Genomic DNA, 23,852 nt, shown 5'->3' with positions numbered 1-23,852 from the left:
CCATCAGCCCCGAGGTCTCCTTGTCGAGCCGGTGCACGATGCCCGCGCGCGGCAGACCCGCCGCGGCCTCGCCATAGCGGTGCAGCAGTCCGTTCAGCACGGTGCCGCTCCAGTTGCCGGCCGCCGGATGCACGACCATGCCGGCCGGCTTGTTGATGACGACCAGCGTGTCGTCCTCGTAGACGATCTCGAGCGGCACCGGCTCGGGCGTGAACGCGAGCTGCTCGGGCAGCAGATCGGGCACGAGCTCGATCGTGGCGCCGAGCGGCACCGGCTGGCGGATCTTCGCCGGCTTGCCGTCGACTCGCACCCGCTGCGCCTCGATCCAGCTTTGCAGACGGCTGCGCGAGAACTCCGGGAACACTTTGGCGAGCACCTTGTCGAGGCGCTCGCCGGCCAGTTCGTCGGGCACCACGACGCTGCGCGGCGGTTCGTCGGCCGCGCGCACGGGCACGGGCGCCGCCGTGGCCGCGGAGCCTTGCGGACCGCTTTCGGCGAGCGCGTCGCCGGCGAAATCGTCATCGAGGGAATCGACGCCCAACGCGTCGGCCGGGTCGGCGCTTACGCTATAATCTTTGTTGCTATTCCCGGCGCCTGCGGTGCCTGGAGTATTTGAGCGGGTCATTGAATCTGGGTCACCTGGACGTAAAGCTAGACTGGAAAATGCGAGCCTTGAACACCATCACTGAAGCGGCGATCAATTTGGCGGCCATCAAGAAGGCGGCCCGGAAAGTGGCCGGATACATTGCGTGCGCCGCGGCCGTCGTCGCTGTTGCGGCTTGCCACGGCCTGCCGGAGAAGACCGACGAAACGGCAACGTGGAATAACAACAAATTATATACGGAGGCGAACGACGCCTTGACCGGTGGTGACTGGGGCAAATGCGCGAAGTATTTCGAGCTGCTCGAAGGCCGCGACCCGTTCGGCCACTTCGCGCAGCAGGCGCAGATCAACGTCGCGTACTGCAACTGGAAAGACAACGAAAACGCCGCCGCCGACCAGGCCATCGACCGCTTCATCCAGCTGCACCCGGATCACCCGGACATCGCCTACGCGTATTACCTGAAGGGCATGATCCACTTCAACGACGACCTCGGTCTGTTCGGCCGCTTCTCGGGCCAGGACATGAGCGAACGCGATCCGAAATCGCTGCGCGAGTCGTACGACGCGTTCAAGGTCGTGGTGGACCGCTTCCCGAACAGCAAGTACGCGCCGGACGCCGCGCAGCGCATGCGCTACATCGTGAATGCGCTGGCATCGCACGAAGTCCACGCGGCGGACTATTACTATCGCCGCGGCGCCTATGTCGCCGCCATCAACCGCGCACAGCTCGCCTTGCGCGAGTACAAGAACGCGCCGGCCATCGAAGACGCGCTGCATATCATGATTCTGTCGTACGAGAAGCTGAACAACCAGCAACTCGCTGACGACACGCGCCGCGTGCTGGCCGGCACTTTCCCCGACAGCCCGTACGTGACCGGCCACGCACGGCCCGGCACCGCGAAGTCGTGGTGGCAGTTCTGACGCCTCACGCGCCGACGGCATAGACCGTCGTCTGAAAACGAAAACGCCACGAGCTCGGTCGTGGCGTTTTCGTTTGTGCGCGCGGCGAGACTCAATCGCGCTCGAACAGCGCAATCGATTCCACGTGCGACGTATGCGGGAACATGTTGACGACGCCCGCGCCTACCAGCCGATAGCCGGCCTCATGCACGAGCAGCCCGGCATCGCGCGCGAGCGTGCCCGGCGCGCACGACACGTAGACGATGCGCTTCGGCAGCGGCCCGTTGCCGCTCTGGGCGATCTCCGCGAGCGCCTTCGCGATCGCGAGCGCGCCTTCGCGCGGCGGATCGACCAGGAACTTGTCGAAATGGCCGAGCGCGCGCAGGTCGTCGGCGGTGACTTCGAACAGGTTGCGGCACGCGAACGACGTATGGCCGGCGACGCCGTTCAGCTCCGCGTTCGCGAGCGCGCGCTGGGTCAGCACTTCGCTGCCCTCGATACCGACCACTTCCCGCGAGATTCGCGCGAGCGGCAGCGTGAAGTTGCCGATCCCACAGAACAGGTCGAGCACGCGGTCCGTGCGCGCCGGCGCGAGCAGGCGCAACGCGCGGCTCACCAGCACACGGTTGATCGCGTGATTGACCTGGGTGAAATCAGTCGGCTTGAACGGCATGCGGATGCCGTATTCCGGCAGCGTGTAGTCGAGCTGCACGTCGAGCGGATAAAGCGGCGTGACCGTGTCGGGACCGCCCGGCTGGACCCAGAACTGCACCTTGTGTTCGTCCGCGAACTCGCGCAGCACCTGCTCGTCCGCGGCCGTCAGCGGTTCCAGGTTGCGCACGACGAGCGCCGTGACCGACGAGCCGACCGCGAGCTCGAGCTGCGGCATACGGTCGTAGATCGACAGCTTGCGGACCATGAAGCGCAGCGGCATCAGCATCGCCGACACATGCGGCGGCAGCACCTCGCAAGTCTTCATGTCGGCGATATAGCTGCTCTTCTTCTCGTGAAAGCCGATGCGCATGCCGCCGCGCTCCGGCAGATAGCGCACCGCGAGCCGCGCGCGATAGCGGTAACCCCAGGACGGTCCGTGAATCGGCCGGAACACCGTTTCGGGGCGCAGCTTCGCCAGATGCTGCAGGTTGTCCTCGAGCACACGCTGCTTGACCGCGACCTGCGCGCGCATGTCGAGATGCTGCATCGAGCAGCCGCCGCAGATGTTGAAGTACGTGCATTTCGGCGTCGTGCGGGTCACGCTCTCGCGGAACACCTGAACGACTTCGGCCTGCTCGAATTTCGGCTTGCTGCGATGCGTCGAATAACTGACGAGTTCACCCGGCAGTGCGCCTTCGACGAACACGACCTTGCCTGGCGTGCCGTCTTCGCCCGCGGTGCGGCCCACGCCGCGCGCTTCCATATCGAGCGAAACGATTTCGATGACTGGTTCGTTGCCGGTAATGGCGGGCGCCGGCGCCGGGGCGTGCGCCCTGGCATGCTTCGATGAGCGCCGCGGCGAGCGACGTTGGGGGGCAGTTCGGGACACCTGCGGACTTCCTGGCAAACTATGGGGAAAGGCGAGATTGTAGACGAAGCGCCGGGCTTGCCAGTGGCGTGGCGTGGACCGCGCCCGGAGCGTGTCCATATCGCGGCCCGGATTGCAGCGCGGCGCCCCGGCGGACGCCCTACTCGCGCGCCGCCCTTACGGCTCGAACGCCGCCAGATATTCCGCCCACTGTGGCGCGGTTTCCAGCGCGAGCGCGTTCTTCACGAGGTTGATCTCATCAGCATACTCCGACGGCGAAAAGCCGCCGCGCATCAGCTGGAAGCGGCAATACAGCAGGTACGTATTGACGACGTCGGTCTCGCAATAATTGCGGATTTCCTCGATGCGGCCTTGCTGGAACGCCTGCCACACCTGACTGCCGTCCATCCCCATCTTGCCCGGAAAGCCGCACATCTTCGCGAGCGCGTCGAGCGGCGCGTTGGCGCGCGCCTGGTACATCGCGAGCACGTCCATCAGGTCGGTATGGCGCGCGTGGTAGCGGCTGATGTAGTTGTTCCACTTGAAGTCGCGGTCGTCCTCGCCGACATCCCAGAACCGATAGGCGGGGATGCCGTTGACGAGCGCGCGATAGTTGAGCACCGGCAGATCGAAACCGCCGCCGTTCCACGACACGAGTTGCGGCGTGTACTTTTCGATCACGCGATAGAAAGACTGCACGAGCGTCGCCTCGCCGTCCTCGGGCGTGCCGAGGGAGCGCACGCGAAAACCGTTGTTGTCGCGAAACACGCAGGAAATCGCCGCGACCCGTTGCAGGTGATGCGGCAGAAAATCGCTGCCGGTTTTTTCGCGGCGCGCGGCGAACGCGTGCTCGGCGACCTCGGCGTCGCTCATCGACGCGGGCAAATCTTCAAGACGGCGGATGCCGGCGACATCGGGAATCGTCTCGATGTCGAAAACAAGAATCGGTGTCATCAGGTCAGAGAACGGCGTCTTTGCGGACACCGTTTGAGGCGAAGAAGCGCTTCAGTCGCACCAGCGCTTCCTGTTGGATCTGGCGCACACGCTCGCGCGTGAGGCCCATTTCGTCGGCCAGCTCTTCGAGCGTGGCGGGCTCGATATGATTCAGACCGAAGCGCCGCTCGATCACATGGCGGTGCTTGTCCGACAAACGCGCGAGCCATGCGCGTGTCAGCGTTTCGAGCTCGCGATGCTGCACCTCGGCGTCTGGCGACTGGCTCTGGTCGTCCGACAGCAGATCGAGCAGGCTGCTCGCCGGATCGAGGTCGAGCGGCGCGTCGAGCGACGCGGTGTGCTCGTTCAGCGCGAGGATGTCGGTGACTTCGTCGGTGGTCTTGCCGGTCAGATAGGCGATGTCGTCGATGCTCGCGTCGCGGCGCTCGGCGGCTTCCCCCGAATTCATCGAGTTCTTTTCCAGATGGCGCTTCGCCCGCAACACCTGGTTGAGCTCACGAATCACATGCACCGGCAAGCGCACGGTGCGCGCCTGGTTCATGATCGCGCGCTCGATGCTCTGGCGAATCCACCACGTCGCGTAAGTCGAAAAACGGAAGCCGCGCGTCGGATCGAATTTCTCGATTGCGTGCATCAGGCCGAGATTGCCCTCCTCGATCAGATCGAGCAGCGGCACGCCGCGATTCAGATAACCCTTGGCAATGCTGACGACCAGCCGCAGATTGCGCTCGATCATCACCTGCCGCGCTTCGAACTCGCCGGCCTTGGCAAGGCGCGAATATTTCTGCTCTTCCTCGACGGTGAGCAGCGGCTTCACGCTGATGCGGTTTAGATAATGCTGGATCGTGTCGGCCGTGAGTTCGGCCTGCAGCAGTGCGCGGAAGTCGTCGGCGTCGGGCAGCGCGTCGCTGGTGCTTTCGCGCGCGTCGGCGCCCTCGCTGTCGTCGAGGCCGCTCTGGCGTTCGTCGAGATCGCGCTCCTCGACGATCTCCTCTTCCACTTCCGAAGCGCCGCTTTCGTCCACTGCGGCGGACGTGACTTCGCTGATCGTCTCAGACTCGGCTTGCGGCGGGCGGCGCTTCGATTTCGGCATGGTCGTATCGCTTATTGCGGCGGCAAATACTTCAGTGGGTCGACTGGTTTACCCTGTCGGCGAACTTCGAAATGCAACATCACGCGGTCGGAATCGCTATTGCCCATCTCAGCGATCTTCTGCCCTTTCGTTACCGCGTCCCCCTCTTTTACCATCAAAGCGCGGTTGTGTGCATACGCGGTGAGATAAGTTGCATCATGCTTGATGATAATGAGATTGCCGTAACCACGCAGCCCATTTCCGGCATAAACGACGCGACCATCGGCCGACGCTTTAACCGGCTCGCCCGCGGAGCCGCCGATATTGACGCCTTTATTGGTCGAGTCGTTGAAGGTGTTGAGCAGCGGACCGCGCACCGGCCATGCAAATGCTACGTTGCCCGCCGCCGCGCTGCCGAGCTCGGCGTTCGCCGCAGAGGAATTGGCCGCAGGCGCAGCTACCGCACCATTCGCGGGCGTTCCGTTCGTCGCGCCGCCGTAGAGCGGCGGCATCGCGGCGCCGACCGCGGCCGGTGCGTTGTTGTTCAGTGGCGCGCTTTGCACCGCGCCCGAGCTGCCGATCGGCGCGGTCGACACGCCCGGCGTCATGGCCGCGGTATTCGCACCCGGCGGCACGACGCGCAGCAACTGGTCGACTTCGATCTGATTCGGATTGGTCAGGTTGTTCCACGTCGAGATGTCGCGGTAATTCTGGCCGTTCTCGAGCGCAATGCGGTACAGCGTATCGCCCGGCTTCACGCGATAGTAACCGGGCGGCGGCGGGCCGAGCGGCACCGCCGGTTGCGCCGCGCCCTGCGCGGTGGAGAGCACGCCGCCGCCGGAGCGGTCGACGACGGGCGCCTGGTCGAGCCGGGATGCACAGGCCGTCATCAACAGGGGCAAGGCGAGCACGCACACGCTGCGCTGGGTTACGGTCAGGGGGGTATTCGGGGTGGTTCTCTGCATCGCGCGCAACATACTCATCGGTGTCAAATCACTCCGGATTTTAAGGGTACAAAGAAAACGCGATCAAGCCGCGACTCGCGCCATTGCGCGGGCCCGAGGCGCTCGACCAGCGTCAGCACCTGGCTCTGTCCTTCCTGCGAGCCGACCGGCGCAACCAGACGTCCGCCGATCGCAAGCTGCTCGAGCAATGCCTGCGGCACGTCGAGCCCGGCAGCCGCGATCACGATCGCGTCGAACGGCGCCGCCGACGGCAAGCCGAGCCGACCGTCGCCGTAGTGCAGCCGGATATTCGGAATGCGCAGCGGACGCAGATTGGTCTTCGCGCGCTCGGACAGCGGCTTGATGCGTTCAATCGAATAAACCTCGCGCGCGACCTGGCTCAGCACCGCTGCCTGATAGCCGCAACCGGTGCCGATTTCGAGCACCGTGTTCAGCGCGCGCCCGGCCGCCGCGAGTTCGATCATCCGCGCGACCACCGACGGCTTCGAGATGGTCTGGTGATGACCGATCGGCAGCGCGGCATCTTCGTACGCCTGGGCCGCAAGCCCCGGATCGACGAACATGTGGCGCGGCACCGCCGCCATCGCGTTCAGCACACGCTGGTCGCTGACGCCATTGGCTCGCAGGCGTTCGACCATGCGTTCGCGAACCCGTTCCGAGGTCAGCGCGAGGGCGTTGTTCATCGCGCCGCTGCTCGCGCCGCCGAATGCGCCGCTCATTGCACCGGCTAGCGCGGCGTTCGACGCGGGTTTCGCGCTTTGCTGCAGTTGCGGCTGAAGTGGTGATGGTGTCGGACGTGCGCTGTGTGCAGACGCATGCGTCGAGGTTTTGCCTGGCTTGACCGACGACTTCGGTGCTTGCTTGACAGGCTGCCCCGCCAATCCACCGGACAACGAATTCGCCGTTGTCTTTGCGACTGGCGCGGCCTGCGGCTTCGGCGGCATCGCACCGGTGGTTCCCGTTGGCGTGCCCAACGTAGTGCTTTGCGTCTTCGCCTGGGGAATCACCTGGGGTCGTGTCGTCGGCGTGGATTGGGCAGCACCGGAAGTCCTCGCTTGCGCTCGTGCGGCCGCGCCGCCCTGCGTCGGTTTCGCCGACTGCTGCCGCGCATTCAACGCCGCGCTCGCCGCGAGCGCCGCCGCGCGCATCTCCCCCGGACGTCCCTCGGGCCGGCGCGGTTCGCGCACCAGGTCCTCGAGACCTAGCGGAAAGCGCTTCGCGCGCTCGCCGGTCATGAACTGCCGCTCCCGGCGCGTAGCCAGTCGCGCGCCGCGGGCAGCATTTGCGTGTAAGTCAGATCGAGCTGCAGCGGCGTGATCGACACGGCGCCGTTCGCGACCGCGTGGAAGTCCGTGCCTTCGCTCGCGTCGCGCGCCTGGCCCGAGGCGCCGATCCAGTAGATCGGTTCGCCGCGCGGATTGGTTTGGCGGATCACCGGCTGCGACGGATGACGTTTGCCGAGTCGGGTGATCTCCCAGCCGCGCAGTTGGTCATACGGCAGGTTAGGAATATTGACGTTCAGCAGCGGATGCCCCGGCAACGGCCGTTCGAGATAATGCGCGACGATTTCGGCGGCAACGCGCGCCGCGTCTTCGAGATGCACCCAGTCTTTGTCGACCAGTGAAAACGCTATGGCCGGCACGCCGAACATGATGCCTTCGGTGGCGGCCGCAACGGTGCCGGAATACAACGTGTCGTCGCCCATGTTCTGGCCGTTGTTGATACCCGACACGACGAGGTCCGGTGTATGGTCGAGCATGCCGGTCAGTGCGATGTGCACCGAGTCGGTCGGCGTGCCGTTCACGTAGTAGAAGCCATTCGCCGAACGCAGGACCGAGAGCGGCCGCCACAGCGTCAGGGAATTCGACGCGGCGCTGCAGTTCTGTTCGGGAGCCATCACGGTGACGTCGGCGATCGGCTTCAGCGCTTCGTAAAGCGCGGCGAGGCCCGGCGCCAGATAACCGTCGTCGTTGCTGAGTAGGATTCGCATGCGCCGATTGTAACCGAGGAAAGATGGCACGCGAACGGCATGCTCGGGGTGTCGGCGTGGCGTGCACGAGCGTCGTGCGAGCTGGTGTTTTTCAGGTGCGCGGATGCTTGCGTCGAGCGCAAAGATGCTGCCTTGCGTCGCAACCCGCAGCGCAATAAATCGTACGGTCGTGCGCTTTGCTTTACACTCGAAACCGTTGCGAACCCTGAACGATATGGAGACACGATGCGTGCGATTCGCTGCAAGCAGTACGGGCCGCCCGAGAGCCTGGTCGTCGATAACCTGCCGGATCTCGAACCGCCGCCAGGCCACGTCGTGATCGACGTGAAGTCCGCAGCCGTCAATTTTCCCGACGTGCTGATCATCGAGAACAAATACCAGTTCAAGCCGCCGCTGCCGTTCACGCCGGGCTCGGAAGCCGCGGGCATCGTGCGCGCGGTGGGCGAAGGCGTCACGCAGTTCAAGCCGGGTTCTCGCGTGGCGGCGTTCACCGGCTCCGGTGGTTTCGCCGAGCAGGCGCTCGCACCCGCCGCGGCCTGCGTGCCGCTCGACGACGATGTGTCGTTCGAACTCGCGGCCGCGTTCACGCTCGCGTATGGCACCTCGCATCACGCGGTGGTCGATCGCGGCGCGCTGCAGGCTGGCGAGACGATGCTCGTGCTCGGCGCGGCTGGCGGCGTCGGGCTGGCTGCGGTCGAAATCGGCAAGGCGCTCGGCGCGCGCGTGATTGCGGCGGCATCGAGCGACGAGAAGCTCGCGACCTGCGTCAAGCACGGCGCGGACGCTACGATCAACTACAGCAGCGAGGATCTGCGCGAGCGCATCAAGACGCTCACCGACGGCAAAGGCCCAGATGTGATCTACGACCCGGTCGGCGGCGTGTATGCGGAACCGGCGTTTCGCAGCATCGGCTGGCGGGGGCGTTATCTGGTGGTCGGCTTTGCCAACGGCGAGATCCCGAAGCTGCCGCTGAACCTGATGTTGCTCAAGGGCGCGAGCGTGGTCGGCGTGTTCTGGGGCGATTTCGCCAGGCGCGAGCCGCAGCGCAACCGCGCGGCATTCGAGCAGATGACCGGCTGGATTCGCGAAGGCAAGCTCAAGCCTTACGTATCGGCCCGCTATTCGCTCGAGGACACCGGCCGCGCGTTGCGCGATATGGCCGAGCGTCGCGTGATCGGCAAGGTGGTGATCACGCCGTAGTGCAACCAATCAGGCAGCATGAAAAACGGCGCGGCGCCCGAAGGCGATTTCGGGCGCCGCGCCGCTTGCGATCCACGCTCACAGCTTCTCGGTATCGCCGGTGCGCGGCTGCCACTTCATCAAACGCCGCTCCGCGATCCCGACGATCGCGTCGAGAATCAGCGCAAACGCGGTGAGCACCAGAATGCCCGCGAACACGGTGTTGATATCGAAGGTGCCTTCGGCCTGCAGGATCAGATAGCCGACGCCGCGCGCCGAGCCCAGATACTCGCCCACCACCGAGCCGACGAACGCCAGCCCCACCGACGTATGCAGGCTCGAAAACACCCAGCTCATCGCGCTCGGCAGATACACGAAGCGCAGCAGCTGTTTGCGGTTCGCGCCGAGCATGCGCGCGTTCGCGAGCACGACCGGGCTCACTTCCTTCACGCCCTGGTAGACGTTGAAGAACACGATGAAGAACACCAGCGTGACGCCGAGCGCAACCTTCGACCAGATGCCGAGGCCGAACCATACGCCGAAGATCGGCGCGAGAATCACGCGCGGCATCGAGTTCGCGGCCTTCACGTATGGATCGAACAGCGCGCTCGCGGTCGGCGCGAGCGCAAGCCACAGGCCGACGCCGAGCCCGATCGCGGTGCCGAACACGAACGCGAGCACTGTCTCGACGAGCGTGATCCACAGGTGCAGATAGATCTCGCCGCCGGTGAACCACTCCCAGATCCGCTGCAGCACTTTCTGCGGCTCGCCGAAGAAGAAGGCCGCCTTGTTTGGATCGTCGAAATAGAACGGCGGCATCAGCGTCGGACTCGTCAGCACGTACCACAGCACGAAGCACAGCACGAGCAGCAGCCACTGCCAGATCACCAGATTCGCCCGGTTTGGGCGCAACGTCTTCCACATGACTTGGATTGCCTTGGACGATTGTTGAACGCGTCTTCTCTTTAAATACGCATGCAGGGATGCGCGGCACACTCAAACAGCGGTGAGCTGCTGTTGATACCCCTTGAGCACTTCATCGCGCAGCACACCCCAGATCTGCGCGTGCAATTCGACGAAGCGCGGATGCGAGCGGATTTCGGCGACATCGCGCGGCCGCGGCAGATCGATCCGGAACTCGCCGATCGGATGCGTGGCGGGCCCGGCCGACAGCACGACCACGCGATCGGACATCGCGATCGCTTCGTCGAGATCGTGCGTGATGAACAGCACCGCCTTGCGCTTCGCGGCCCAGAGATCCAGCAGTTCGTTTTCCATCAGCTGCCGCGTTTGAATATCCAGCGCGGAAAACGGCTCGTCCATCAGGATGATGTCGGGATCGAGGATCAGTGTTTGCGCCATCGCGACGCGCTTGCGCATGCCGCCCGACAGCTGATGCGGATAGCGGTCGCCGAAGCCGCCGAGTCCGACGCGTTTTAACCACTCTTCGGCCTTCGCGCGCGCGTCTGCGGCCGACATACCGCGAAACGACAGGCCGGCCATCACGTTGTCGAGCGCCGAGCGCCACGGCATCAGCGCATCGGCCTGGAACATGTACCCCGCGCGGCGATTCAGGCCATCGAGCTTCTCGCCGAACACGCTGACCGCGCCCGTCGACGGCTGCAGCAGCCCCGCGCCGATGTTCAGCAGCGTGGACTTGCCGCAGCCAGTCGGCCCGACCACCGACACGAACTCGCCCGGCTCGATACGCAGCGTCGTGTCTTTGACCGCTGTGTAGCGCTGCGCGCGGTTGTCGCGCGCAGCGAACGTGCAGGTGATGTTTTCGAGCGCCAGGGCAGCAACGGTCATCGTACGGCTCGCTTCAGGGATCGGGTTTGCGGGGAGTTGTGGCGGCGACGCTGAAGGCGGTGGGCGTGGACAAGGCGAATCGCCCGGCCCACGTCCTCTTCGATACACCTACGCGCGCGCCGCATCGTTTACGCCTTGACGGTCGTCAGCGCCTTCTTCACGAAGTCGTTGGTCCAAGTCTTCGACAGATCGATCTGCGCGTTCCGGATCATCGGATCGAACGCTTTGAGCGTCTTCAGCGACGTCGCGGGACCGTCGGCGGGCATCAGGCCGTCGGGCGACATCGCTTCGCGCACGTGCTGCCACGCGTCGAGATAGAGTGCGCGGTCGCCGAGCAGATAGCTTTCCGGCACGGTGTTGATCAGTTCGCTGCCGCTCGCGTTCTGCAGCCACTTGAGCGCGCGCACCATCGCATTGGTCAGCGCCTGCGTGGTGTTCGGGTTCTTCGTGATGAACGACTGCGACGCGTACAGGCAGCCCGCCGGCATATCGCCGCCGAACACGGTGTGCGTATCGGCGAGCGTGCGCGTATCCGACACGACGCGCACTTCGCCGGCGCGCTCGAGGCGCGTGACGACCGGATCGAGATTGGCGATCGCGTCGATCTGCCCGGACTGCAGCGCGGCGATCGCACCGGCACCCGCGCCCACGCCGATGAACGCGACGTCTTTCGGACTGAGCCCGGCTTTCGCGAGCACGAAGCTGGCCATGATCGACGTCGACGAACCCGGCGCCGTCACGCCGATCCTCTTGCCCTTCAGATCGGCGATCGATTTGAAGTTCGGCATCGTCTTCTTCGATACCGCGAGCACGATCTGCGGCGCGCGGCCTTGCAGCACGAATTCGCGAAACATCTGCTTTTGCGCCTGCAACAGCAGCGTGTGTTCGAATGCCCCGGAGACCACGTCGGCGCTACCGCCGACGGCCGCCTTCAGCGCCTGCGAGCCGCCCGCGAAGTCGGAGATTTCGACTTCAAGCCCTTCGTCCTTGAAGTAGTTGCGGCGCTCGGCGATCGTCAGCGGCAGGTAGTAGAACAGGTTCTTGCCGCCGACCGCGATGGCGACCTTGGTGGTCTCGGGTTTGGCCTGCGCGAAAGCGAACGGTGTGGCCGCGAGCGAGGCGCCCGCGAGCGCCGCACCGCCTGCGAGGAAGGTTCTGCGTTGCATGGTCCGTTGTCTCCAGATTTTTTTAGTCCGGCCTTTCACCGCCCGTGTGCGCATTGCGCACGCGCTTGAGCTTGGTGTGTGGCTTGCCGGTCGCGCGGCGCGGATCGTCCGTCAGCGCGGCGCTTTAAGCGCTCTTCTCAATGCGTTGCATTGTGCGCATCAGACGATCTGTTGCGCCCGCAACCGCGCGATGCCGTCAGCATCATAACCTAGTGATTGAAGGACTTCATCGGTATGTTCACCCAGTTCCGGCCCTAGCCAGCGCGTCTCGCCGGGCGTCGCCGACAGCTTCGGCGTGACCGTGGGCAGCGTGATTTCCTTGCCGTCCTGCCACTTGAACCGCTGGATCATCTGTCGCGCGATGAACTGCGGATCGGTGAACATATCGGCGACGCTGTAGATGCGGCCCACCGGCACATCGGCCGCGTTCAGCACCGCGAGCGCTTCGTCGATCGTGCGCGTGGACAGCCACGCGGCGATCGCGGCGTCGATTTCCTGCGTGCGCGGCACGCGGCCATCGTTATGCGCGAGCGCCGGATCGTTCGCGAGATCGTCGCGTTCGATCGCGATCATCAGCCGCTTGAAGATCGGATCGCTATTGCCGCCGATCACGATGCTGCCGTCGCGGCACGGATACGTATTGGACGGCACGATGCCCGGCAGCGACGCGCCGGTACGCTCGCGCACCATCCCGTAGACGCCGTATTCGGGCACCACGCTTTCCATCATGTTGAAGACGGCCTCGTACAGCGCGACGTCGACGACCTGCCCCTTGCCGCCGTTCACCTGCTTGTGATGCAGCGCCATCAGCGCGCCGATCACGCCGTGCAGCGCAGCGATCGAATCGCCGATCGAAATGCCGATGCGCGGCGGCGGCAGGTCCGGATAGCCGGTGATATGGCGCAGACCGCCCATCGATTCGGCGATCGCACCGAAGCCGGGCCGATCGCGATACGGCCCGGTCTGGCCGTAGCCCGACAGACGCACCATCACGAGGCCGGGGTTCTCGGCGGACAGCACGTCGTAGCCGAGCCCGAGCTTTTCGAGCAGCCCGGGCCGGAAATTCTCGACGACGATATCGGCCTCTTTCGCGAGCCGCCGCACGATCTGCCTGCCCTCTTCGGCTTTCAGGTTGACCGTGACGGACTTCTTGTTGCGCGCCTGCACGGCCCACCACAGCGACGTACCGCCCACTTCCGGATACAGCTTGCGCCATTTGCGCAGCGGGTCGCCGCCTTTGGGGTCTTCGATCTTGATGACGTCGGCGCCGAATTCGCCGAGAAAACGCGCGGCGAACGGCCCGGCGATCAGCGTACCGAGTTCCAGCACCTTGACGCCGGCGAGCGGACCGCGTGCGTCATGCGGTGCGGTGCTCGCGCCTGAATCGGGGTTGGCGCTCATGAGTCTCCTTTGTCGGCCAGAGTTGGTGCACAGCGCTTACTCTGGTCCCCTGCAAGTGGGTTGCATTGTTTTGTATCGCCGTGCGCGCGGTCTGCATCACGGCTGGCGATGACGCGTGGCTTCACGGGTGCCGCGGCGGCCAACAAGCCGCGTGGCTACATCGAACGACGGTCGAGCATCGCGCGCGCGATCGTGCCCGCGTCGACATATTCGAGCTCGCCGCCCACCGGCACGCCCCGCGCGAGACGCGTGACGGCAAGGCCGCGCGCCTTCAGCGTCTGTCCGAGGTAATGCGCGGTAGCTTCGCCTTCGTTGGTGAAATTGGTGGCCAGCACGACTTCCTTGACGACGCCATCCGACGCTCGCTTCACGAGCCGGTCGAAATGGATCTCCTTCGGGCCGATGCCGTCGAGCGGACTCAACCGCCCCATCAGCACGAAATAGAGGCCGCGATAGGTCATCGTCTGTTCGAGCATGATCTGGTCGGCCGGCGTTTCGACGACGCACAGCAGCGACGGATCGCGCTCCTCATCGAGGCAGACCTCGCAGATCTGCGCTTCGGTGAAGGTGTTGCACTTTTCGCAGTGGCGCAGATGCTCGGTCGCGAACAGCAGCGAGCGGCCGAGCTTTTCGGCGCCTTCGCGATCGTGCTGCATCAGGTGATACGCCATGCGTTGCGCGGACTTCGGCCCGACACCGGGCAGCGCACGCAGCGCTTCGACGAGCGCCGACAGGGCGGAAGGTTGTTTCATGCGGATCGGCGTCGACGTGGATGGTGCTCGGGTAGGCGAATCGGGATGCGAAGTGGTGGCGGAGCGGGGCGCGCTTTCGCACCGCGGCAATGAACCGCCGCGGCGCTCAACCGCTCAGCCGGGTCTCAATCAGAGCAGATTCAGAACGGCAGCTTGAAGCCCGGCGGCAGCGGCAGGCCGGCGGTCATGCCGCCCATCTTTTCCTGCGCGGTCGCCTCGGCCTTGCGTACGGCGTCGTTGAACGCGGCGGCGACGAGATCTTCCAGCATGTCCTTGTCGTCCGCGAGCAGGCTCGGGTCGATCGACACGCGGCGTACGTCGTTCTTGCAGGTCATCGTCACCTTGACGAGACCGGCACCCGACTGCCCCTCGACTTCGATCTGCGCGAGTTGCTCCTGCATCTTCTTCATGTTTTCCTGCATCTGCTGGGCTTGCTTCATCAGCCCGGCGAGTTGGCCTTTCATCATGGACGTGCTCCTTCTAGATAGCGTGAAATCTGGCATTCCGGCGCCGCTCTGCGACGACGCCGCGAACGATGGATCAGTGGGCCGGCGCCGCGCCGTTCGGGGCGGCATCCGGGGTAATTGGGCGGATCGAGCCCGGCACGATGCTCGCGCCGAACTCGCGAATCAGCGACTGCACGAACGGATCGGCGCTGATTTCGCGCTCGGCCTCCTGCTGGCGCTGCGCGCGCAACTTCGCGTCGTGCGCGGCAGCGGTACGGCGCGCCGGGCCGACTTCGACCTGCACGTCGACGTTCTGGCCGAGCCGCTCGACGAGCGCTGCTTTCAGTTTAGCGACCTGCGACGTTTCCGCGTATTGCGGCACCGGCACGTTGAGCTTCAGCGTCTTGCCTTCGAGCGCCATCAGTTCGCTGTTGAACGCAAGCTGATACGAGATGCCCTTCAGCGGCAGATCGACCGCGAGCGCGGGCCAGTCGCCGGTGAAACCGAGCGGATCGAGCGGCACGGCGGGCGGCAGCGGGCGCGTATCGACGACCGGCGCCGGTGCGGCGGCCTGCGCGGCCGGGCCGTCCATGCGGACGTCGTCGGGGCCGCGGTCGAACACTGGCACGAAGTTGTCGTCTGGCGGAATGAAGTACGCGTCGTCTGCGGCCGACAGTGGCATATAGTCGTCGGGCGGCATGTCGTCCCAAGGTGCACTCGACGGGCTGTTCTGTTGCGCGTTGTTGCTGGCGTCGCTGCGGGCGTCGCGAGTGGGCGCAGCCTGAGCGGCGCTGTCTTGCGACGCGCGGCGGGGCGCACCGGGCGTCGGCACCGGCACGACCACGCGCGGCGCGGCGGGTTTTGGGGCGACCGGCGCGGCCGGCTTCGCGGCCGCGGGCGTATTGGCGCGGCCGCGGTCGGACGATACTTTCATGCCGGCGTTGCGCAGCACGTCGAGCGCGGCGCTCGCGCCGCCTGCGCGACGCGGCGCGGATTCGGCCGAGGCCGCCGAGGCCGCCGGTGCCGCCGTTGAAGCAGGGGCAGTCAATTCCTGGCGCGCTTCCGGTTCCGGTGGCGCGGTCTCTTCCGCGCGGGTCAGCGCGCTCGGCTCGGACCTAGGCGCAATTTCAGAAGATTCGTTCGAGACCGGCGCAGTCGAACTGGCGATCGCGGCACCGTCATTCGCGGGCGCATCTTCCCACGGTGCCAGCGGACGTGCGGGCATAGCCGGTGCGTCTGTCACGCGCGCTGCTTCAGCTTGCGCGGTGTCGGCCGTGGGCTTAGCGATCGGCTTTGCAACCGGCACAGCCAATTTCATCGCATCGTCCTGCTCCTCGCCGGCAACGCCCACCGGAACTGCACGAGTCGGCGCAGCGGCTGCCATGGCCGTCGCCGACGAAGGCGACAGCGCGCGCAGCGCGGCAACCGTCGGTGCACCAGAACGCTTCGCACCGGCGCCGGCCGCACCGGTCTGCGTGCCAGCGGCTCCCGCCGCCCCGCCACCGCCACCCGTCGGCGCCGGTTCGAACGCGAGCATACGCAGCAGCGTCATCGTGAAGCCCGCGTATTCGTCGGGCGCGAGGCCCAGCTCGCTTCGGCCGATCGTCGCGATCTGATAGAACAGTTGCACCTGCTCGGCGCTCAATGTGTCGGCGAAGCGGCGCAAGTCGGCCGCCTCCGGCCACTCGTCGAGCACCGACGAAGGCGCGAACTGCGCCCACGCGATCCGATGCAGCAGGCTCGCCAGATCCTGCAGCGCCGTCGAAAACGACAGGCTGCGCAAGGCCATTTCATCGGCGACCGCGAGCACTGCCGCGCCGTCGCCTTGCGCGAGCGCGTCGAGCAGACGGATCAGATAGCTTTGGTCGAGCGCGCCGAGCATGCCGCGCACCGCGTCTTCGCTGACCTGGTTCGCCGAATAGGCGATCGCCTGATCGGTCAGCGACAGCGCGTCGCGCATCGAACCGTCGGCCGCGCGCGCGAGCAGCCGCAACGCCTGCGCCTCGTGTGGCACGTTCTCTTCACCGAGAATGCGTTCGAGATGCGACACGATATGGCCGGCCGGCATCTGCTTCAGATTGAACTGCAGACAGCGCGACAGCACGGTGACCGGAATCTTCTGCGGGTCGGTGGTCGCGAGGATGAACTTGACGTGTGGCGGCGGCTCTTCGAGCGTCTTCAGCATCGCGTTGAACGCGTGGTTCGTCAGCATGTGCACTTCGTCGATCATGTAGACCTTGAAGCGCGCATCGACGGGCGCATACACCGCGCGCTCGAGCAGCGCGGCCATTTCATCGACGCCGCGATTGCTCGCCGCGTCCATCTCGACGTAATCGACGAAGCGCCCTTCGTCGATCTCGCGACACGCACGGCACACGCCGCACGGCGTCGACGTCACGCCGGTCTCGCAATTGAGTGCCTTCGCGAAGATACGCGACAGCGTGGTCTTGCCGACGCCGCGCGTACCTGTAAACAAATAGGCATGGTGCAGACGGCCGCCGTCGAGCGCATGGGTGAGCGCGCGCACCACGTGCTCCTGTCCGACGAGCGAAGCAAAATCCTTCGGCCGCCATTTGCGTGCGAGAACTTGATAGGTCATCCGGAAATTGTATCAGTAACAATGGCGCGCAAAACCGATTCGGCAAGACGCGCGAACGCGCGACACGGCCACGACGATGCGCCATCCGAATACGGCGAACGATCAATACGGAAGCTGAGAATGACTGCGGGGAAACTGCAGAGAAGCCGAGAAAACGGCCGTGGAGAAAAAAGCAAACGGAAGGTGACGAGCCCGACCCTCGGCACTGGTGGAAAACGGCTGTGGCTGCTTCGTTCCCGACCTGACCAGGTTGACCATCCCTCCATGCGAGGAGGCCCGTCACGAAAGATTCTATCATTGCCGCGCGCATTGTGCGACTGTTGATACGCGCAAAACGCGAACGACGCTCCGCCTCGAACGGCTTCGTACTGTTTACACCCGCGTCCTGCGCGCCGCCCGACGAGCTCGCAGCGCCGCGACGCCGCCCGCCACGCGAGGCACTTGAGTTCGTCGGGCCCGCCACCATTTAGATTGCAACGCGGCATCCGTGAGCCGCAGACACCGGCCGACGCCGCGGCGGCGACCTATTGGCCACACTGACCTGATGAGTACTATCGCCATCGGCAACGCATAGCGAATTAAGCTACACTGCCAGTTGAAAGACCCGCATACGCGACTCTTTCCGCGCATTCCGTGAAAACCCGGCGTTTTTTCAGACGGTTTTTCTGATTTTCACAGCCATGCGCGGCAAGTCTCCGGATGCGGCATAGCGAACGGAAATTTTCCCGGTTTTTGACGTATCGTGGCGAGCAATTCAGGCGGGCCTCGAACCGACAGAGGTATTCATAAATGAGCGAACAAATTAAGCATATTAGCGACGCATCGTTCGAACAGGACGTCGTGAAATCCGATAAACCCGTGCTGCTCGATTTCTGGGCCGAATGGTGCGGTCCCTGCAAGATGATCGCGCCGATCCTCGACGAAGTCGCGAAGGACTACGCCGATCGCCTGCAAGTCGCGAAGATCAATGTCGACGAGCATCAGTCCACGCCGGTCAAGTTCGGCGTGCGCGGCATCCCCACGCTGATCCTGTTCAAGAATGGCGCCGTCGCCGCTCAGAAGGTCGGCGCTCTGTCGAAGTCGCAACTCACAGCGTTCCTCGACGGCAACCTGTAATACATACAGAAGTACCTCGCGGCGCTCGCGGGTTCATCGCCCGCCGCGAGCCGTCAGGAATCGGGCGCATCGGTGCATGCATATCACCGCGCCCGCTGGTCGAGCGTGTTGTCAGCCGGCAACACGCTTTACGACAAAGATGCCACTCCGCCGCACTGGCGGAAATTGGCGTGTGCTATGCTAGAATCCAGAAAACGTCGAAAAGACGTGTAAGTCTTTGAGCGGTTCCGCTCACCCTCCTCCCAGATTTCATTTCGTCGCACCTTCTCCTGCGGGTTCTCCGTATGCATTTATCCGAGCTTAAGACTCTGCACGTGTCCCAATTGATCGAGATGGCCAATGGCCTCGAGATCGAAAGCGCGAACCGCCTGCGCAAGCAGGAATTGATGTTCGCCATTCTAAAAAAACGAGCCAAAGCGGGCGACACGATCTTCGGCGACGGCACCCTCGAAGTGCTGCCGGACGGTTTCGGCTTCCTGCGTTCGCCTGAAACGTCCTACCTCGCCAGCACGGATGATATCTACATCAGCCCGTCGCAAATCCGCCGCTTCAATCTGCATACGGGCGACACGATCGAAGGCGAAGTGCGCACGCCGAAAGACGGCGAGCGCTATTTCGCGCTGGTGAAGGTGGACAAGGTCAACGGCCAGCCGCCGGAGGCCTCGAAGCACAAGATCATGTTCGAAAACCTGACGCCGCTGCACCCGAACAAGGTGCTGCTGCTCGAACGTGAAATGCGTGGCGAAGAGAATGTCACGGGCCGCATCATCGACATGATCGCGCCGATCGGCAAGGGTCAGCGCGGCCTGCTCGTCGCCTCGCCGAAGTCGGGCAAGACCGTGATGCTTCAGCACATTGCGCACGCAATCAAGCAGAACCATCCCGACGTCGTGCTGTTCGTGCTGCTGATCGACGAGCGCCCGGAAGAAGTGACAGAAATGCAGCGTTCGGTGGCAGGCGAAGTGATCGCCTCCACGTTCGACGAACCCGCTGCGCGTCACGTGCAGGTCGCCGAAATGGTGATCGAGAAGGCCAAGCGCCTCGTCGAAATGAAGAACGACGTCGTGATTCTGCTCGACTCGATCACACGTCTCGCGCGCGCATACAACACGGTGGTGCCGGCCTCCGGCAAGGTGCTCACGGGTGGTGTCGACGCGAACGCGCTGCAGCGTCCGAAGCGCTTCTTCGGCGCGGCGCGCAACATCGAGGAAGGCGGATCGCTGACCATCATCGGCACGGCGCTGATCGAAACCGGCAGCCGCATGGACGACGTGATCTACGAAGAGTTCAAGGGCACCGGCAACATGGAAGTGCACCTCGAGCGCCGTCTCGCCGAGAAGCGCGTCTACCCGTCGATCAACCTGAACAAGTCGGGCACGCGCCGCGAAGAGTTGCTGATCAAGCCCGAAGTGCTGCAAAAGATCTGGGTGCTGCGCAAGTTCATTCACGACATGGACGAAGTCGAGTCGATGGAATTCCTGCTCGACAAGATCCGCCAGACGAAGAGCAACTCCGAGTTCTTCGACATGATGCGTCGTGGTGGCGGCAGCTAACGCGCGACGTTCGTGCTGGCCGTAGTCGCCGGCAACTGCATCGCATGAAAAACCGCTCGCAGATTGCGAGCGGTTTTTTTTCGCCGCCCGCCCACCTGGACAATGCGGCGTCACCAGTCTCGACAATTTCGCACAACGCGACGTTCTCGTTTTTCGCCAGCTATCTTCGCGATCGAAGAGTCCATGCACGGCTACCGGTTGAAGAACATCGTGCGGCAGTTGACCATCTCCTTCGCGACTGCCTCGGTGATCATCATCGACCAGCACCGGCTCGCGCTGCATCAAAGTCGCCTCGCGGCGTCCGTGAATCCGTACAATCCGGTCTACCAGAACACGCTCGCGAATCGCGTCGATCAGCCGGTTGGTCGCACAGCAGGCCAATTTCCTCGCGTCGCTCGACGGCTTCGATTTTCTGATCGGCGTCGCGATATGCGGCGGCCTGTTCGCCGCGTGGCAAAAACAGATCGACTGAAGGTGGGCTCAAGCATGCTGTCGAAACTCACGAACTGGCTGGGCACACGGCGTCGCGAGCGCGCGCTGCGCGATTACGCGATCGACGATTCCTTGTGGCAGGCAACACTCGCTGGTCTGCCCTTTCTCACGCATCTGGAAGCCCCCGATCTCGCGCGGCTACGCGAACTGACGAGTCTCTTCCTCGCGCAGAAGGAATTCTCGACCGCGCACGAACTCGAACTGACCGACGCGATGACGGTCGCCATCGCCGCGCAGGCGTGCCTGCCGGTGCTGAACCTCAGCCTCGATCTGTATCGCGGCTGGGTTGGCGTAATCGTCTATCCGGGCGAGTTCGTGATCCGCAAGACCGTCGAGGACGAAGACGGCGTCGTGCACGAGATCGAACACGACGCCAGTGGCGAGGCGTGGGAAGGCGGCCCGGTGGTGCTGTCGTGGGAAGACGCGCAGATGACCGACGGCAGCGACGCATACAACGTCGTGATCCACGAGTTCGCGCACAAGATTGACATGTTGAACGGCGAAGCGGATGGCCACCCACCGCTGATGCGCCGCTGGCACTCGCCGCTCGATACGCAGGCATGGGCCGACGTGTTCGACCACGCATACGATCATTTCTGCGCGAAAGTCGACGCTGTGCCCGAGCGACGTTGGACGCGTTTCGAACGCGAGTCGCTGATCGATCCGTATGCGGCGGACCATCCGTCGGAATTCTTCGCCGTGTGCAGCGAGGCGTTGTTCGTGAAGCCGCAAGCGTTCGAGGCGGAGTATCCGGAACTCTACCGGCTGCTCGCGCGCTACTACCGGCAAGACCCAGCGCGCGTCGGATTGACATTCACGCCGGTTTGAGACGCTGCGAACCGGCGCCGCTTGCGCCACAATAGAATCTGGTGGCAGAAAAATCGCCAAGGGACTGATTTTCTGGCATAATCGCGGTTTTTCGACCGTAGGCAAGTGGCTCGCGCCTGAAGGCAGTCTAATTTAAGGCTGCACGCGGGTTGGCTACCGCCAGATTAAAGGAAAGACCATGAAAGAAGGCATTCACCCGGATTACCGCGAAGTCCTGTTCATCGATATGTCGAACGACTTCAAGTTCGTGACCCGCTCGACCATCCAAACGCGCGAAACCGCGGAATTCAACGGCAAGACCTACCCGCTCGCGAAGATCGAAGTGTCGTCGGAATCGCACCCGTTCTACACCGGCCAGCAAAAGATCATGGACACGGCCGGCCGTGTCGAGAAGTTCAACAAGAAGTTCGGCTCCCGCGCTTCGGGCAAGGCAGCAAAGTAATACGGCAACGGTGCCGGCTTCCGGCCGGCAACGGAGCAAACAGAAAGGGCAGCGCGAGCTGCCCTTTTTTGTCGCCCACGCGCGGGCGGCCGCTGCGTCGCACACTTGCGATGGCATAACCCGGAACCAGCACACCGCGCTTTCACGACACCTGTTACAGGTTGTCCATCGACGTTGCCGGGCGTTACCGGCCGTGACGTGCATCGCACCGCACGACTACAATGCCGGATGCTCGAAACGGGCCCTCCCGCCCTGACTTGCCAAGTCGCTCCGGCCGCATCGTTTATCCAGACTCCACACACCGCATGAGACCTGTCGTCCGCCTCACCGCCTCTGCGACCAGTGCGTTGCCGCGCTGGCTGCTGCTGGCCATCTGTATCGTCTACGCCTCGTTCGGCCTGTTCGGCCGCGATCCGTGGAAGAACGAGGACGCGGCCGGCTTCGGTGTCATGTGGACGATGGCGAATGGCGGCGCGCACGACTGGCTCCTGCCGAATCTCGTCGGCAAATATCTGACCGAGGACGGCCCGCTCGGCTACTGGCTCGGCGCGAGCGCGATCCGGGTCCTTGCGCCATGGGTCGACGCGAGCAACGCGTCGCGCGTGTTCACGGGTCTGCTGTTCTGCGCGGGCTGTGCGTTCGTCTGGTACGCGGCGTATCTGCTCGGCCGGCGTGCCGAAGTGCAGCCGTTCAAATACGCGTTTGGCGGCGAGCCCGAACCACGCGACTATGGCCGCACGCTCGCCGATGGCGCACTGCTGATCCTGCTCGCGTGCTTCGGCCTCGCCGAGCGCGGCCACGAAACCACGCCGCAGCTCGTCCAGTTCGTCTGCATCGCGATGCTCGTGTACGGCCTCGTGCGCATGATCGACAAGCCGATCCAGGGAGCGCTGATCTGGGGCCTCGCGATCGGCCTCGTCACACTCGCGAGCAGCCCGGTGCTGGTCGGCGCGCTGCTGCTCGGCACGCTCGCGATGACGCTGATCGTGCGCGAAACGCGTTCGCGCTCGCTGCTGCTCGCGGGTCTACCCGTCGCGCTGGTGCTCGCGGTATCGTGGCCGATCATCGCGCTTGCCGCTTTCCCCGACGACGCCGTCTGGTACCTGAACCAATGGCTGCACGTGAGCCTGAGCTCGTTCGCGGGCCCACCCGGCTCCGTCGCCGCGTATGCACTGAAAAACCTGCCGCTCTTCACGTGGCCCGCCTGGCCGCTCGCGCTGTGGTCGTGGTTCAGCTGGAAGGGTCTGCGGCGCGCGCCGCACGTGGCGATTCCGCTGTCGGTGATCGGACCGCTGTTTGTACTCGTGGTGCTGCAAAGCCATCAATCGAATCGACTCTATATGCTGCTGCTGCCGCCGCTGGCGGTGCTCGCCACTTTCGCGCTGCCGACGCTCAAGCGCGGCGCGATCAACGCGATCGACTGGTTCGCGCTGCTGAGCTTCACGATCCTCGGCAGCTTCGTGTGGGCCGTGTATGCGGCGAGTCTGACCGGTTTTCCGCACCCGCTCGCGCGCAATCTCGCGCGGCTCGCGCCCGGCTTCGTGCCGCAATTCAAGATTCTGTCGTTCATCTGCGCGATCGCGGTAACCGTCTGCTGGTTCCTGCTGGTGCGCTGGCGCCTCGCGCGTCATCCGAAGGTGTTGTGGCGTAGCGTGGTGCTGTCGAGCGCCGGCACGACGCTGATGTGGGTGCTGCTGATGACGCTATGGCTGCCGGTGGTCAACTACAGCCGTACCTATCGCGACGTCGCGCAGCAGATCGCCAACCACTTGCCTGATGACTACACCTGCATCTCGCCGGTGCGCCTCGGCAATGCGCAGATCGCGACGTTCGCGTATTTCGGCGACATGCACTTCTCGTTCGACCAGGACTGCGATGTGATCCTGCGCCAGGACTCGCAGGACTACGGCGACCCCAGCGCGCTGCCCGACTACATCTGGAAGCTCGTGTGGGAAGGCCGCCGCGCGGCCGACCGCGACGAGCGCTTCCGCCTGTACGTGCGCATCGACCGTCCGAAGCCGCCGCCCGGCAAGCACCGCAACTGGCACAAGAAGCCCAACTGA

The 23,852-nt window shown here is 64.4% G+C and carries 21 protein-coding genes, 1 other RNA gene and 1 pseudogene; 8 read left to right on the top strand and 15 right to left on the bottom strand.

Features of this window, described 5'->3' with window-relative positions; all coding sequences use genetic code 11:
• A partial coding sequence (locus tag AB3X89_RS09280) for a S4 domain-containing protein (RefSeq protein ID WP_368582904.1) occupies nucleotides 1-625 on the bottom strand: 625 nt, incomplete at its 3' end.
• Between the two features lie 38 nt (nucleotides 626-663).
• Between AB3X89_RS09280 and AB3X89_RS09275 the strand changes: the two genes are divergently transcribed.
• Complete coding sequence (locus AB3X89_RS09275; RefSeq protein ID WP_013089357.1) at nucleotides 664-1,524, top strand: outer membrane protein assembly factor BamD; 861 nt, start codon at nucleotides 664-666, stop codon at nucleotides 1,522-1,524.
• A 91-nt stretch (nucleotides 1,525-1,615) separates the two neighbouring features.
• Here AB3X89_RS09275 and rlmD read toward each other — a convergent pair whose 3' ends face one another.
• The 6 genes from rlmD to surE all read right to left on the bottom strand — a co-directional run bounded on the left by rlmD (nucleotide 1,616) and on the right by surE (nucleotide 8,006).
• The gene (gene rlmD, locus AB3X89_RS09270; RefSeq protein WP_368582902.1) at nucleotides 1,616-3,046 is read right to left on the bottom strand and encodes a 23S rRNA (uracil(1939)-C(5))-methyltransferase RlmD; all 1,431 of its coding nucleotides are present in this window, start codon (nucleotides 3,044-3,046) and stop codon (nucleotides 1,616-1,618) included.
• A 156-nt stretch (nucleotides 3,047-3,202) separates the two neighbouring features.
• Nucleotides 3,203-3,979, bottom strand: coding sequence for a 3'-5' exonuclease (locus AB3X89_RS09265; protein ID WP_368582901.1), 777 nt, complete (start codon nucleotides 3,977-3,979; stop codon nucleotides 3,203-3,205).
• Nucleotides 3,980-3,983: 4 nt separating this feature from the next.
• Nucleotides 3,984-5,072: an RNA polymerase sigma factor RpoS gene (gene rpoS, locus AB3X89_RS09260; RefSeq protein WP_368582899.1), complete on the bottom strand. Its 1,089-nt coding sequence runs from the start codon at nucleotides 5,070-5,072 to the stop codon at nucleotides 3,984-3,986.
• Between the two features lie 11 nt (nucleotides 5,073-5,083).
• A complete protein-coding gene (locus AB3X89_RS09255) occupies nucleotides 5,084-6,034 on the bottom strand; it encodes a peptidoglycan DD-metalloendopeptidase family protein (protein ID WP_368582897.1) in 951 nt (316 codons plus the stop codon).
• 5 nt (nucleotides 6,035-6,039) lie between these two features.
• Nucleotides 6,040-7,251 (bottom strand): protein-L-isoaspartate(D-aspartate) O-methyltransferase, encoded by a 1,212-nt coding sequence (locus tag AB3X89_RS09250; RefSeq protein ID WP_368582896.1) that lies wholly within the window; start codon nucleotides 7,249-7,251, stop codon nucleotides 6,040-6,042.
• Complete coding sequence (surE, locus tag AB3X89_RS09245) at nucleotides 7,248-8,006, bottom strand: 5'/3'-nucleotidase SurE (RefSeq protein ID WP_013089351.1); 759 nt, start codon at nucleotides 8,004-8,006, stop codon at nucleotides 7,248-7,250. The genes AB3X89_RS09250 and surE overlap by 4 nt, the downstream gene beginning before the upstream one ends.
• Before the next feature lie 225 nt (nucleotides 8,007-8,231).
• Between surE and AB3X89_RS09240 the strand changes: the two genes are divergently transcribed.
• Nucleotides 8,232-9,206, top strand: coding sequence for an NADPH:quinone oxidoreductase family protein (locus AB3X89_RS09240; protein WP_368582894.1), 975 nt, complete (start codon nucleotides 8,232-8,234; stop codon nucleotides 9,204-9,206).
• Between the two features lie 78 nt (nucleotides 9,207-9,284).
• Here AB3X89_RS09240 and AB3X89_RS09235 read toward each other — a convergent pair whose 3' ends face one another.
• From AB3X89_RS09235 to ffs, 8 genes are all read right to left on the bottom strand, one after another.
• Nucleotides 9,285-10,109, bottom strand: a complete 825-nt coding sequence (locus AB3X89_RS09235; RefSeq protein WP_368582892.1) for an ABC transporter permease — start codon at nucleotides 10,107-10,109, stop codon at nucleotides 9,285-9,287.
• A 72-nt stretch (nucleotides 10,110-10,181) separates the two neighbouring features.
• The gene (locus AB3X89_RS09230; RefSeq protein ID WP_176108651.1) at nucleotides 10,182-10,994 is read right to left on the bottom strand and encodes an ABC transporter ATP-binding protein; all 813 of its coding nucleotides are present in this window, start codon (nucleotides 10,992-10,994) and stop codon (nucleotides 10,182-10,184) included.
• A gap of 128 nt (nucleotides 10,995-11,122) precedes the next feature.
• Nucleotides 11,123-12,160, bottom strand: a complete 1,038-nt coding sequence (locus tag AB3X89_RS09225; protein ID WP_368582891.1) for an ABC transporter substrate-binding protein — start codon at nucleotides 12,158-12,160, stop codon at nucleotides 11,123-11,125.
• A 159-nt stretch (nucleotides 12,161-12,319) separates the two neighbouring features.
• Nucleotides 12,320-13,561, bottom strand: a complete 1,242-nt coding sequence (locus AB3X89_RS09220; protein ID WP_368582890.1) for a CaiB/BaiF CoA transferase family protein — start codon at nucleotides 13,559-13,561, stop codon at nucleotides 12,320-12,322.
• A gap of 155 nt (nucleotides 13,562-13,716) precedes the next feature.
• The gene (recR, locus tag AB3X89_RS09215; protein WP_018418135.1) at nucleotides 13,717-14,313 is read right to left on the bottom strand and encodes a recombination mediator RecR; all 597 of its coding nucleotides are present in this window, start codon (nucleotides 14,311-14,313) and stop codon (nucleotides 13,717-13,719) included.
• Nucleotides 14,314-14,453: 140 nt separating this feature from the next.
• Entirely contained in the window at nucleotides 14,454-14,780 is a 327-nt protein-coding gene (locus AB3X89_RS09210; RefSeq protein ID WP_008923976.1) for a YbaB/EbfC family nucleoid-associated protein, read from the bottom strand.
• 73 nt (nucleotides 14,781-14,853) lie between these two features.
• Entirely contained in the window at nucleotides 14,854-17,358 is a 2,505-nt protein-coding gene (locus AB3X89_RS09205) for a DNA polymerase III subunit gamma/tau (protein WP_368582888.1), read from the bottom strand.
• Between the two features lie 182 nt (nucleotides 17,359-17,540).
• Nucleotides 17,541-17,639: signal recognition particle sRNA small type (gene ffs / locus AB3X89_RS09200), an RNA gene on the bottom strand.
• A gap of 508 nt (nucleotides 17,640-18,147) precedes the next feature.
• Here ffs and trxA point away from each other — a divergent pair.
• From trxA to AB3X89_RS09170, 6 genes and pseudogenes are all read left to right on the top strand, one after another.
• On the top strand, nucleotides 18,148-18,474 hold the full coding sequence (gene trxA / locus AB3X89_RS09195) for a thioredoxin TrxA (RefSeq protein WP_013089343.1): 327 nt from the start codon (nucleotides 18,148-18,150) through the stop codon (nucleotides 18,472-18,474).
• Nucleotides 18,475-18,758: 284 nt separating this feature from the next.
• Nucleotides 18,759-20,027 (top strand): transcription termination factor Rho, encoded by a 1,269-nt coding sequence (gene rho / locus AB3X89_RS09190; protein WP_008921615.1) that lies wholly within the window; start codon nucleotides 18,759-18,761, stop codon nucleotides 20,025-20,027.
• 162 nt (nucleotides 20,028-20,189) lie between these two features.
• Nucleotides 20,190-20,499: pseudogene (locus AB3X89_RS09185) on the top strand (MFS transporter); the annotation flags it as partial.
• Between the two features lie 14 nt (nucleotides 20,500-20,513).
• Nucleotides 20,514-21,347 carry a zinc-dependent peptidase gene (locus tag AB3X89_RS09180; protein WP_368582887.1) on the top strand — a complete coding sequence of 278 codons (834 nt, stop codon included), beginning with the start codon at nucleotides 20,514-20,516 and terminating at the stop codon, nucleotides 21,345-21,347.
• A gap of 178 nt (nucleotides 21,348-21,525) precedes the next feature.
• Nucleotides 21,526-21,789 (top strand): type B 50S ribosomal protein L31, encoded by a 264-nt coding sequence (locus AB3X89_RS09175; RefSeq protein ID WP_368582886.1) that lies wholly within the window; start codon nucleotides 21,526-21,528, stop codon nucleotides 21,787-21,789.
• A 305-nt stretch (nucleotides 21,790-22,094) separates the two neighbouring features.
• Nucleotides 22,095-23,852, top strand: coding sequence for an ArnT family glycosyltransferase (locus AB3X89_RS09170; protein WP_368582884.1), 1,758 nt, complete (start codon nucleotides 22,095-22,097; stop codon nucleotides 23,850-23,852).

Source organism: Paraburkholderia sp. BR14320, assembly GCF_040948665.1.
GTDB classification, from domain to species: Bacteria; Pseudomonadota; Gammaproteobacteria; order Burkholderiales; family Burkholderiaceae; genus Paraburkholderia; species Paraburkholderia youngii.
This window is presented reverse-complemented; position numbering and strand designations above follow the sequence as displayed.

What these genes read in the sequence shown, in the direction of transcription:
- AB3X89_RS09275 (WP_013089357.1), top strand. Translation starts at nt 664, where the DNA reads ATGCGAGCCTTGAACACCATCACTGAAGCGGCGATCAATTTGGCGGCC.
- AB3X89_RS09265 (WP_368582901.1), bottom strand. Translation starts at nt 3,979, where the DNA reads ATGACACCGATTCTTGTTTTCGACATCGAGACGATTCCCGATGTCGCC.
- rpoS (WP_368582899.1), bottom strand. Translation starts at nt 5,072, where the DNA reads ATGCCGAAATCGAAGCGCCGCCCGCCGCAAGCCGAGTCTGAGACGATC.
- AB3X89_RS09255 (WP_368582897.1), bottom strand. Translation starts at nt 6,034, where the DNA reads ATGAGTATGTTGCGCGCGATGCAGAGAACCACCCCGAATACCCCCCTG.
- AB3X89_RS09250 (WP_368582896.1), bottom strand. Translation starts at nt 7,251, where the DNA reads ATGACCGGCGAGCGCGCGAAGCGCTTTCCGCTAGGTCTCGAGGACCTG.
- surE (WP_013089351.1), bottom strand. Translation starts at nt 8,006, where the DNA reads ATGCGAATCCTACTCAGCAACGACGACGGTTATCTGGCGCCGGGCCTC.
- AB3X89_RS09240 (WP_368582894.1), top strand. Translation starts at nt 8,232, where the DNA reads ATGCGTGCGATTCGCTGCAAGCAGTACGGGCCGCCCGAGAGCCTGGTC.
- AB3X89_RS09235 (WP_368582892.1), bottom strand. Translation starts at nt 10,109, where the DNA reads ATGTGGAAGACGTTGCGCCCAAACCGGGCGAATCTGGTGATCTGGCAG.
- AB3X89_RS09230 (WP_176108651.1), bottom strand. Translation starts at nt 10,994, where the DNA reads ATGACCGTTGCTGCCCTGGCGCTCGAAAACATCACCTGCACGTTCGCT.
- AB3X89_RS09225 (WP_368582891.1), bottom strand. Translation starts at nt 12,160, where the DNA reads ATGCAACGCAGAACCTTCCTCGCAGGCGGTGCGGCGCTCGCGGGCGCC.
- AB3X89_RS09220 (WP_368582890.1), bottom strand. Translation starts at nt 13,561, where the DNA reads ATGAGCGCCAACCCCGATTCAGGCGCGAGCACCGCACCGCATGACGCA.
- recR (WP_018418135.1), bottom strand. Translation starts at nt 14,313, where the DNA reads ATGAAACAACCTTCCGCCCTGTCGGCGCTCGTCGAAGCGCTGCGTGCG.
- AB3X89_RS09210 (WP_008923976.1), bottom strand. Translation starts at nt 14,780, where the DNA reads ATGATGAAAGGCCAACTCGCCGGGCTGATGAAGCAAGCCCAGCAGATG.
- AB3X89_RS09205 (WP_368582888.1), bottom strand. Translation starts at nt 17,358, where the DNA reads ATGACCTATCAAGTTCTCGCACGCAAATGGCGGCCGAAGGATTTTGCT.
- trxA (WP_013089343.1), top strand. Translation starts at nt 18,148, where the DNA reads ATGAGCGAACAAATTAAGCATATTAGCGACGCATCGTTCGAACAGGAC.
- rho (WP_008921615.1), top strand. Translation starts at nt 18,759, where the DNA reads ATGCATTTATCCGAGCTTAAGACTCTGCACGTGTCCCAATTGATCGAG.
- AB3X89_RS09180 (WP_368582887.1), top strand. Translation starts at nt 20,514, where the DNA reads ATGCTGTCGAAACTCACGAACTGGCTGGGCACACGGCGTCGCGAGCGC.
- AB3X89_RS09175 (WP_368582886.1), top strand. Translation starts at nt 21,526, where the DNA reads ATGAAAGAAGGCATTCACCCGGATTACCGCGAAGTCCTGTTCATCGAT.
- AB3X89_RS09170 (WP_368582884.1), top strand. Translation starts at nt 22,095, where the DNA reads ATGAGACCTGTCGTCCGCCTCACCGCCTCTGCGACCAGTGCGTTGCCG.